This is a genomic window from Enterococcus sp. 4E1_DIV0656 (assembly GCF_002140695.1).
Taxonomy (GTDB): Bacteria; Bacillota; Bacilli; order Lactobacillales; family Enterococcaceae; genus Enterococcus_D; species Enterococcus_D entomosocium.
Window position 1 is genome coordinate 314,557 of record NZ_NGLF01000001.1, and the last position, 9,546, is coordinate 324,102.

A 9,546-nucleotide genomic window follows, 5' to 3' on the forward strand; every position below is an offset into this window, starting at 1 on the left:
TGCTACAATCTTACTCGTTTTTCTAGTCAGCCTTTTGCCACGTTCCCAGAAAGTAGTGAAAAACATTCTAACTCTCCCCTTCTTCATAGAGAAATGAGCAGGAAAAGACCAATTGCCAAAATGAACCTTTGTTGTTTTACCGATTCCGCAACGCTATGCCTGATTTATAGCACCGTATGTTCTTGCTTAATGCCGTTTGCTTTATCGAAGCTTCTTGGAACATCGATCAAGGCCAAGAAAAATGATTCACGACTAGCCAGTCTCTGACTTCCGTCAGATCAGAAAAAGTTTTCACCTGTGCAGCTACTTCTTGCTCAAGTTTTGGCTGTTTAAGCAAAGGATACTTCCCATTTTTCTTGACTGGCAAAATACTCAAATCATCCGCAATCAGAAAAGCTGGGATCTTGGCTTGTTTTGCGGCTCTTATGCCGGCTAGAGAATCTTCTAATACCAAGGCTGCTTCAGGCTTTACGCCTAATTGTTGGCATGCTGTCAGAAAGATTTCTGGATCAGGTTTGCCCTTTCGCACTTGATCCCCAGAAACCACCGTATCAAACCAATCTGGCATCTGTTCCATTTCAAAATACGCCTTGATTTTTTCTTTCGACGAAGAGGACGCCACGGCTATCAAGCAATCTTGTTTTTTTAATGCTTCCAATAGTTCAAGAAGGCCGGGCTTTTTGAACACCCGCTTTTCTTCAGCTAAAATCACTTCTTTCTGACGATTCATCGCTTCTCGCCACCGATCCGTTGGTACCGTACTGCCATAAAGTTCCTGCATCCCTTTACGAATATCTGCTTCCGTTCTGCCAGTCAGGTAATAATAAACATCTTGGCAAACTTCAAAATCATACTCCTCCGCGGCTCTTAAATAGGCGCGGTAAACTAACCGACCTGTTTCAAACATCAAACCGTCCATATCAAAAATCACCAGTTTTATCTTCTCCATCCTATGGCCTCCTTTGCTTTTCTGCGAATAAAAAAGCAATGGTACCAAAATCCTTTGGCACCCATTGCTTCATCTTGTTTATTTACAGCTGACTGCTCAACTTAGCAATGATTTTACATGCGCCAAATGGCTGTCAGCCTTTTCCCGCCCTTCTTTTACTAGCGCTTCTGACAGAATGAAGGAGCCGCCAACCGCTAATACTTGCGGATCAGATAAATAGTCTTGAACATTTTCGAGAGTGATCCCACCAGTTGGGACAAATCGAATATCGTAAAACGGACCGCTGAGGGCTTTGATTGCCGGTAAGCCCCCGTAGATATCCGCAGGGAAAAATTTCACAACTGATAAGCCATAATCCGTTGCCCGTTGAATGTCATTTGGGGTAGCTGTCCCTGGAAACACTGGAATGTTTTCGGCAAGACAAAATTCCACCACATCAGGTACAAGAGCAGGGGAAACAATAAAGCGCGCCCCTTTCTCAACTGCTGCTTTTGCTTGTTCTAAGGTGCGGACCGTGCCTGCGCCTACGATCAATTTGCCCGATTGAGAGAGTTTTTCAATCGCTTCTAAAGCAAGGGCACTGCGGAAGGTCACTTCAATAAAATACAGTTCATGCTCAATCAGCAGTGATTCTACTACTGGCAAATAGGTAAGGTCTGTTGCCGTGTAAAGGGGCAACACCCTTGTTTTTGCCAATTGTTCATAGAGTGTCATACACTCTCTCCTCCCTTCGTTCCCCTCGATTGCATTTGCTCTTTCAAGACGGCTTCATGAAGCCCTTGAAGATAACTGATACCAATCGCGCGATCATACAGACCATAGCCTGGCATCGCCACTTCCCCCCAGATCGTCCGCCCGTGATCAGGACGGATGACACCATCAAAACCGACCTCAACCAAGGCTTTCATAATGGCATACATATCTAACGATCCTTCAGTGGAAAGATGGGCAGATTCTTTAAATTTGCGTTCCCCCATAAACAACACATTGCGAAAATGAACAAAGTTGATGCGGCCTTTTAAGCCATGAACGATCTCCACCATGTCGTTTTCTGGATCGGCACCTAACGAACCGGTGCACAACGTCACCCCATTATAAGGCGAATCCACGATGGTCATGATTTTTTTCAAGTCCTCTAAATTTTTGGTGATCCGTGGCAAACCAAAAATTTCCCAAGGTGGATCGTCCGGATGGATCGCCATTTTCACATCTACTTCTTCACACACAGGAATGATCCGCTTTAAGAAATAGCTTAAGTTATCAAAGAGGATCTCTTGAGTGACCCCTTCATAAGTTGCCATCAAACGCTGGAACTTTTTCAGTCGTTCTTCTTCCCAGCCTGGCAATTTAAAGCCTTTTGATTGGCTATGGATTAGCGTATACATCTCACTAGGTTCCATATCATCCACAACGGCTTGATCATAGAGCAAGGAGAAGCTGCCATCCTCGTTTTGATAAAATAGGTTTGTTTTTGCCCAGCCGAAGATCGGTTTGAAGCTATAGCAGATCATATGTACATCACAAGCTGCTAAATTCCGAATCGTTTGAATATATTGATCGATGTAGTGATCCCGTTCCTCTGTTCCAGCTTTGATCGCATCGTGGATCGCGACACTCTCAATCCCTAATAGCGAAAGATGCTCTTTTTCAATTGATGCTTTTAGTGCGTTGATTTCGGAAATCTCCCAGACATCTCCGGGCATTTTATTCAGAAGTGTTCCTACAATGCCGTGCATTCCTGGAATTTGTCGAATATTCGTTAACGGGATCGTATCCCCTTCCCCGTACCATCGAAACCCCCATTGCATTTGCTGTCACCCTTTCGTTTTTAAAAATCATCGTCCTCATCAGTTTCTTCGCTACTATCACCTGCTGAAGAATTGTGCCAAATCGCTACACTGTTTTCTCCTTGCTGGATCACTGCTGCCACCGCCTGTTCAATCGGTGTCGCCAAAAATTGATGATTGATTGCTTCTAATACCATCGGTAGATTCACTCCGCCGATCACATACGTCTTTTCCTGAAGTGGTTCATCTAATTGATTGATCGTTACAACCGACTGATTGTAGGGACTGGCACTCAATAGATCAGCAAACACCACGACACCGTCCCCTTGATCTGTTTCATGGATTGCTTTATGGATTTTGTTTCCCAGAAGTTGAATATCCTCTCCGTGGTTCAAATTAACGACCGCAATATTTTCGACACTGCCCATGATCACCTCTGCGGCATCTTTAAAACCAGTACTCAGCTGTCCGTGAGTTGCCAATACGATTCCTAACAAATGTTGTTCCTCCTTTTTCGCTTCCTAACCAAATAACGCAAGGACTTTTTGCATATTCCTACTATTCAGCTCTTTTTGCTTTAATTGTTTTTTAGGCAACACATACGTCTGATCCTGTTGCTTTTCTGCACAAAACAGATAGTTGATGCTGCCCATTGCTTCACTACTGTGTTCGATTGACAACTGCTGGAGTTGCCCTTCATTGAATTGCTTGCCGATAGCTCGAATCGGAGCATCGGCACCAATAGAATCTAAATAATAAATCTTCGCATTCGGCCTTACTGAATCACGTAACACTTCCAACCCGCGTTCTCCGTAACTTCCTTCATCAAGAAATGCGAAGGCCGTCGTTGTTTGACTGTTTTGACTGATTAGGGACAGCAGCGCTAAGATAGAGGAGGTATTGCGGGTTAGATTTTGCTGAAATCCTGCCCCGCGGCTTACGCGATTTAATAGCAGAAAATAAATACCGACCCCTGAAGCAAAAAGCGCTGTTTGCCAAGACAATAAGGGAAATCTCCCTGAGGCAAAGTGGATATAAAGCCAGGTACCTAACAACCCTAAAAGAATCATCACTGCTGAAGCAGTCAGAATAAATTGATTTGTTTTACGGCCTTGCTCCTGCCGATCAAAAAAATGGTAATCGCCGAAATGCTCTGGCGGTGTATCATAATATGTGCAGATGATCCGTTTTGCTTTGGTCAGATCACCAACATACAAATTGCGTGAGGCGTTTTTTTTCGTGTGATCATACTCGATCACCTGAAGGTCTTTGCGAAATGGAATGATATCCGCGATGAGTGCCTTCAAAAATCTTTGTTTGCTTTTATCCGTTGATCGCGACCGATAGACATATCGATAACGAAAAAGCCAATCACGAAATGCTTCTGTTTGATTCATGGCGGATTCTCCTATTCACAAATTACTGACAAGGAAGGAGGAACTCTATTTTTATAAGACCCTCCGCCTTCCTCTTCAACAGATGACGAACGCGCTCAATGATTACAAATTGAACTGCTTCAACACATCTTTAAGGGTTGATTTCGGTGCAGAAGGTGTTGCTTGAAAATAGATTGATTCCACACCGTACGCTTCGTTCATTTCTTTGAGTTTTTGCGCATCAGCTTGATTTAAATAAACAGATTTTGTTACCAAGAGATCTTTCTCGGGATCTTTTTGGGCGATACCGCCTATGTTCAATTCTTTCATTGGCACGCCGTGTTTGACTAAGTCGTACATCACACTGACGGTTTTAGCGATCAAAATACAGTTGTAATCTTTGAAGTTGTATTCATCCCAGTAAAATTTGGCTTTTTCTGGTGTAACGACGATCGTTTTTTGCCCTGTGCGGCTACCGGCATTTTTGTATAATTCCCGCATGAACTTATCCTTAGCTACTACCTCATCCACTACAAAGATCGAGTTGACTCCGCTTTTTTGCGACAAGGTCATCATGACCTGCCCATGGATCAATCGTTCATCTACTCGTGCTAAATTTACTACACCCATTGTTGACACTTCCTTTTCTTATAAAATACCGACACCGGCTAAAATAATCAGAATCAAAGTCAGCCATAGCAATGCTTGCGTGACTTTTAATCCTTTCTTTGTATAGAACCAGTAGACGCCCATTACAACTGCTAACGGCAAGATCCCTGGTACAATCTGATCAAGGATATCTTGGATAATAAATTCTCGTCCAGAAATATCAAACTGCAGCGAAGAACTGACTTTGACATAGTTTCCAGCCAGAACCCCCATCATAAACAAACCGAGAACCGACAGTGTTTCAATGGCAGTTTGAACACCTGTACTCTGCATCAAGCCAGTTGCGTTGCGTCCCATTGAGAACGCTTGGCGGGCAAAAAACATTCCTAGAGAAACTTGATACAGTGCAAAGCAAATGAACGGAAACAACGCACCTAGCGGACTTCCTTGCTGTGCCCAAGGGACGGCAATCGCAATAAAGATATATTGAACGGTTCCTGAGTCGATGGCATCCCCGATTCCTGCTAAAGCACCCATCAAACCAGCTTTCGTGTTGTACATTAGATCATCCTGCATCAAGATCTCTTTTTTCTCATGCTCTTCCTCGGCTCGCTGTTGTTCCATTGATGACATCAGCCCAGTAATAACACCGCCACCCCAACTTAGCTGGGTATTGAAAAACAACAGTTGGCGTTTGTAGGCAGCTTTCAGTGCCTCATCGTCTTTGTAAAGTTTGCGCAAAATCGGCATCATGGCGTATAAAAGCGATGGTGATAAATACCGTTCAAACGAATGCGGGATCTCATTGGCGAAATGCCATCTTAGGTATGCTTTTGTGACATCTTTCTTCGTGATTTCTTCCGGTGCGCCTTGCGCTTTTTGAATTATTTCGGTCATTACTGCTCCTCCTTATCGATTAGAACCCGTCATCATAGTCATCGTCATCATCAAAGGATGGTGATGCTGTATTCGTTTCTGGGGCTGGGGCCAATTTTCCTTTTTGTGACTGAACAAAAATCAACGCGATCAAAATACCAAAAATCGCATAGGTGACCATGGTAATTTCCAGCGAACTGAAAACTACACTCATGAAATAGGCCAAGAAGAAAAAGACCATATAATCTTTTCGACCGATCACATAGACGGTAGTTGCAATCCCGATCGCTGCCAATCCGCCGCCGACTACTTCTAAAATATGGATAACGACTGTCCCCTCAAGAGCATTGATGACATCAGCAATCAGTGGAGCGCCTAAATAAAGTGCAATAAATACCAGCGGAACAAATAAAATAAATGAAGCCAGCGTTGGGTATAAAATTATTGAACGAGTCATTGCTTTGTCATTAAGATCTTCCACTGCTTTATCCGTATATTTTCCTAAGAAGGTATTGATAAAGAAACGGAACTGATATAAATAACTCCCAAGCAAACCAACAGGTACGGCAACAGCAATCGCTGCTTCTGGTTGCAGATTTCCTAGCAAAGCTACCGGTACGGCAATCGCCGCTGCAATCGAAGGTTCCGCCGGCATGGATCCGCCGGGAGAAAATACCCCCATGTAAATCATTTGTAAAGCGGCAGTGACGATCATGGCTTGAGGCACATTTCCCATCACCAGTCCGACAACTAATCCCGTCATCAACGGTGAAAAACGTAAAGTCAGTGTGGCGCCTCCGCCGAGCCAACGAGACATGACTGCTGCAACCCATAGCGCAATCAGTAAACTTTGTGTAACACTTAATGTATCCATTTTTCCTCCTCCTAAACTTCTTTCAAATAGTTTTCTAAATCAAGAACAGCTTCTTTCAAGCGTTCTTTGGTGATTAAGACTGGAATCAAGTGTACTTTTTCTTTTGAATCTATGAACTGCACCAACTGATCAATGACTTGTGCATCTTCAGGAAAAATACCCATTTGATGTAAACTCATTGGTAAGTGCAATTCTTGATAAAAGGGGATCAACTGATCGATGACCGTCCATTTTTCTTCAAGCGCTAATTGATAAAACATCCCATAGGCAACCTTTTCCCCGTGAAGAAAACGATGACTCTCAGGAAGATATTTACTGATGGCATCATGCATCGCATGCGCCGCTGCATTGCGGGCATATTTATCGCCTAGCCCGCCTACCATTCCAGCAACTGCAATAACGATCTCCGACAAATGACAAAAGGCGTCTGTCACTTCCTGCCGCTTCATATCTTCAATCGCTTGTTTCGATTGTGTCAAAATAGCTGTTTCGCATAATTTTGCTGTATAGCCTGCCATTTGCAAGAAAGGCTCATTTTTCAAATGTGGTTGGGCTAAGATTGCTTCCGATTCAATCCACTTTGCCAACGTATCTGCTAAACCGGCGATAAAGTAGGAGACTGGTGCATCGATCACTAACGTCGGATCGGTAATCAAAAAAGCAGCCTGTCTTAAATAGTGTTCCGACTTCCCTTCAGATTCTCCCGACTCTTTATACATGACAGACAAGGGTGTCCATGGTGCACAATTACTGGCCAATGTTGGGATCAGTCCAAAGGGTCGATTGACTACATGTGCTGCATATCCCACTAAGTCGGCTAACTTCCCGCCACCAACCCCCAGAATAAAATCGATCGCCAGTTCTTCAACAAGATCAGCAATCAGTCCAGCGCCATAATAGCTACATTCTCCTGTGTAGCGATGATAAAAAATTTCCAAATGCGCATCTTCTAAAAAGGGTAATTTTGGTTTCGCTTTTTCCCATGAAACCGTTCCATGTACGAGCAGCAGTCGTTTTACTTTGTACTCTTTTAATACTTCCGGCACATAGTCGATCGCGCCTTCATGGTAACGATAAACTTGCGGTCCAACCTTTACTTTTAAATCCGTTAGCACGAGCTTCACTCTCCTTTATACAGCCAAAAACCGACTTTCCGCTTGAACAGCACGGTCTGGCAGCAGTCCCTTAACGATTCGTTCAATATCCGTTACACATTTGTTTCCCATCTCTTCTAAGCATTCCATAGTATAAGCTGATGTATGCGGTGTCATAACTATATTTTCAAAAGCTAAATACGGATGATCTTTATGACCAGGCTCTTCCTCTAAGACATCGGTGGCAAGACCAGCGATTTTCCCACTTTTTAATCCGCTTACAATTGCCTCTTCATTCAAAAGTGCGCCACGGGCACTATTGGAGAGATACACTTGATCTTTCATTTTTGAAATTTCTTCAAAGGAAATCATATGATAATTTTCCTCCGTCAAGTTAGCACATAGACAAATAATATCTGATTTTGCTAGCAGCTCGTCTAGATCGACTTTTTTTCCGCCATAGCTTTGAATATGCAAAGCGGACTTATATGGATCGTATGCCAAAATCTCGCAGCGGAAACCATTTCTCAATATTTCTACTACACAACTTCCAGTATTGCCGACACCAATCACGCCTACTGTCTTGTTAAATAGTGCGCGTCCGACAAAGTTCGCTCGTTTTTCCCATTGATCTTCGCGGACTTTTGTATTCGATTCAACTGTACAGCGCAGAAGCGCCAATAGATTGGTCACATTATTTTCTGCTACTGCATCACGCTCGACCAAAGCTGGAATGATCGAAACAATCGTTTGGTGGTCCTTCGCTGCTTCTAAATCAATATTGTTATAGCCGATCCCGTGGCGTGTGATCAGTAGCAATTCATCTTTGTACTCAAAAAATTCTTTGGTAAAAAATGGGGTAACACTTGCTATAATGATGTTGTATCCCTTAAGCTTTTCTGCCAATTCTTTCCCGTTGATTTCGCTATCGAACGTGAAAGGACTGACAGTTCCGATTGCTTTCAACCGCTCGATATGTTGCGGAAAGATTTTTCCAAAGCTGCTGGAATTCACTATAGCGATCTTAAACTGTTCCATATTCTTCCTCCTTACTCTTTTGCAACAATCTCATGACCACCAAAACCATTCCTTAGCGCAGAGACGACTTTTGCTGAGAAACTGTCTTCTTCTTGGGACAAATTTCTCATAAACAAACTCATAGCGATCGTCGGTACAGCAACATTCATCTCCAAAGCCGTTTCCACTGTCCACCTAGCTTCACCAGAAGCTGCAACAACCCCGCGATATTCCTCCAACTTAGGGCTCTCATTAAATTGGGCCGCTGCGATTTCCATCAGCCAGCTGCGAATAACCGATCCATGATTCCATACCTCCGCGACGGAAGCCAAATCAAAGTTATAGGCACTTTGTTCAATCAATTGAAAGCCTTCACCGATCGCTTGCATCATTCCATATTCGATACCGTTATGGACCATCTTTAGAAAATGACCGCTTCCTGATTCCCCTGCGTAAAGGTAGCCTCCTAAAACAGCCACATCTGCAAACAAAGATTCCACCTCTAAAAAAGCGATCTCATTCCCGCCAATCATCAAACATGCATCTTTTCTAGCTCCGGAAACCCCACCAGAAGTCCCACAATCAAAGTAATGCACCTCTTTTTCTTTAAACCAGGCTGCTCGGCGAATCGAATCTTTGTAATTAGAATTTCCGCCTTCAATCACGATATCTTTCGCTGATACAAGGGTCCATAGTTCTTCAAGAACCCCCTCAGTCACCGTTCCCGCAGGAAGCATCAACCATAAAATCCGTCGGCCGCTAAAGGAATTCGTCAAATCAGCTAGCGTTTGATAGAGTGTGATTCCAGCTTCTTGCGCTGTTTTCTGCGCATGTACCGAAAGATCCAGCCCTTTTACTTGATAACCTTGATCTTTTAAATTGAGGGCTAAGTTCAATCCCATTTTTCCAAGTCCGATAATTCCTACCTCCATGATAGCGCCTCCATTTCATACTTCCATTATAC

The 9,546-nt window shown here is 43.4% G+C and carries 11 protein-coding genes; all 11 read right to left on the reverse strand.

Going from position 1 to position 9,546, the window contains the following annotated elements; genetic code table 11:
• Positions 1–226 precede the first annotated feature (226 nt).
• The gene (locus A5882_RS01425) at positions 227–949 is read right to left on the reverse strand and encodes an HAD family phosphatase (protein WP_008380587.1); all 723 of its coding nucleotides are present in this window, start codon (positions 947–949) and stop codon (positions 227–229) included.
• A gap of 96 nt (positions 950–1,045) precedes the next feature.
• The gene (locus tag A5882_RS01430) at positions 1,046–1,663 is read right to left on the reverse strand and encodes a bifunctional 4-hydroxy-2-oxoglutarate aldolase/2-dehydro-3-deoxy-phosphogluconate aldolase (protein WP_008380585.1); all 618 of its coding nucleotides are present in this window, start codon (positions 1,661–1,663) and stop codon (positions 1,046–1,048) included.
• Positions 1,660–2,757, reverse strand: coding sequence for a mannonate dehydratase (uxuA, locus tag A5882_RS01435; protein WP_086372349.1), 1,098 nt, complete (start codon positions 2,755–2,757; stop codon positions 1,660–1,662). Before uxuA ends, A5882_RS01430 begins: the two co-directional genes overlap by 4 nt.
• Positions 2,758–2,777: 20 nt before the next feature.
• Positions 2,778–3,233, reverse strand: coding sequence for a PTS sugar transporter subunit IIA (locus A5882_RS01440; RefSeq protein WP_086372350.1), 456 nt, complete (start codon positions 3,231–3,233; stop codon positions 2,778–2,780).
• Positions 3,234–3,257: 24 nt separating this feature from the next.
• Complete coding sequence (locus tag A5882_RS01445; RefSeq protein WP_008380581.1) at positions 3,258–4,133, reverse strand: hypothetical protein; 876 nt, start codon at positions 4,131–4,133, stop codon at positions 3,258–3,260.
• Positions 4,134–4,235: 102 nt separating this feature from the next.
• Positions 4,236–4,742: a PTS sugar transporter subunit IIB gene (locus A5882_RS01450; protein WP_005228434.1), complete on the reverse strand. Its 507-nt coding sequence runs from the start codon at positions 4,740–4,742 to the stop codon at positions 4,236–4,238.
• An 18-nt stretch (positions 4,743–4,760) separates the two neighbouring features.
• Positions 4,761–5,618 (reverse strand): PTS system mannose/fructose/sorbose family transporter subunit IID, encoded by an 858-nt coding sequence (locus A5882_RS01455; RefSeq protein ID WP_008380577.1) that lies wholly within the window; start codon positions 5,616–5,618, stop codon positions 4,761–4,763.
• Between the two features lie 19 nt (positions 5,619–5,637).
• The gene (locus A5882_RS01460) at positions 5,638–6,471 is read right to left on the reverse strand and encodes a PTS sugar transporter subunit IIC (RefSeq protein WP_008380575.1); all 834 of its coding nucleotides are present in this window, start codon (positions 6,469–6,471) and stop codon (positions 5,638–5,640) included.
• Between the two features lie 11 nt (positions 6,472–6,482).
• Entirely contained in the window at positions 6,483–7,586 is a 1,104-nt protein-coding gene (locus A5882_RS01465) for an iron-containing alcohol dehydrogenase family protein (RefSeq protein ID WP_034872125.1), read from the reverse strand.
• 15 nt (positions 7,587–7,601) lie between these two features.
• Positions 7,602–8,603 (reverse strand): D-isomer specific 2-hydroxyacid dehydrogenase family protein, encoded by a 1,002-nt coding sequence (locus tag A5882_RS01470; protein WP_016612775.1) that lies wholly within the window; start codon positions 8,601–8,603, stop codon positions 7,602–7,604.
• A gap of 11 nt (positions 8,604–8,614) precedes the next feature.
• On the reverse strand, positions 8,615–9,514 hold the full coding sequence (gnd, locus tag A5882_RS01475; protein ID WP_008380568.1) for a phosphogluconate dehydrogenase (NAD(+)-dependent, decarboxylating): 900 nt from the start codon (positions 9,512–9,514) through the stop codon (positions 8,615–8,617).
• Between the last annotated feature and the right edge of the window lie 32 nt (positions 9,515–9,546).

Coding starts and splice junctions, on each gene's coding strand:
- A5882_RS01430 (WP_008380585.1), bottom strand. CDS start 1,663: ATGACACTCTATGAACAATTGGCAAAAACAAGGGTGTTGCCCCTTTAC.
- A5882_RS01455 (WP_008380577.1), bottom strand. CDS start 5,618: ATGACCGAAATAATTCAAAAAGCGCAAGGCGCACCGGAAGAAATCACG.
- A5882_RS01470 (WP_016612775.1), bottom strand. CDS start 8,603: ATGGAACAGTTTAAGATCGCTATAGTGAATTCCAGCAGCTTTGGAAAA.
- uxuA (WP_086372349.1), bottom strand. CDS start 2,757: ATGCAATGGGGGTTTCGATGGTACGGGGAAGGGGATACGATCCCGTTA.
- A5882_RS01445 (WP_008380581.1), bottom strand. CDS start 4,133: ATGAATCAAACAGAAGCATTTCGTGATTGGCTTTTTCGTTATCGATAT.
- A5882_RS01425 (WP_008380587.1), bottom strand. CDS start 949: ATGGAGAAGATAAAACTGGTGATTTTTGATATGGACGGTTTGATGTTT.
- A5882_RS01460 (WP_008380575.1), bottom strand. CDS start 6,471: ATGGATACATTAAGTGTTACACAAAGTTTACTGATTGCGCTATGGGTT.
- gnd (WP_008380568.1), bottom strand. CDS start 9,514: ATGGAGGTAGGAATTATCGGACTTGGAAAAATGGGATTGAACTTAGCC.
- A5882_RS01450 (WP_005228434.1), bottom strand. CDS start 4,742: ATGGGTGTAGTAAATTTAGCACGAGTAGATGAACGATTGATCCATGGG.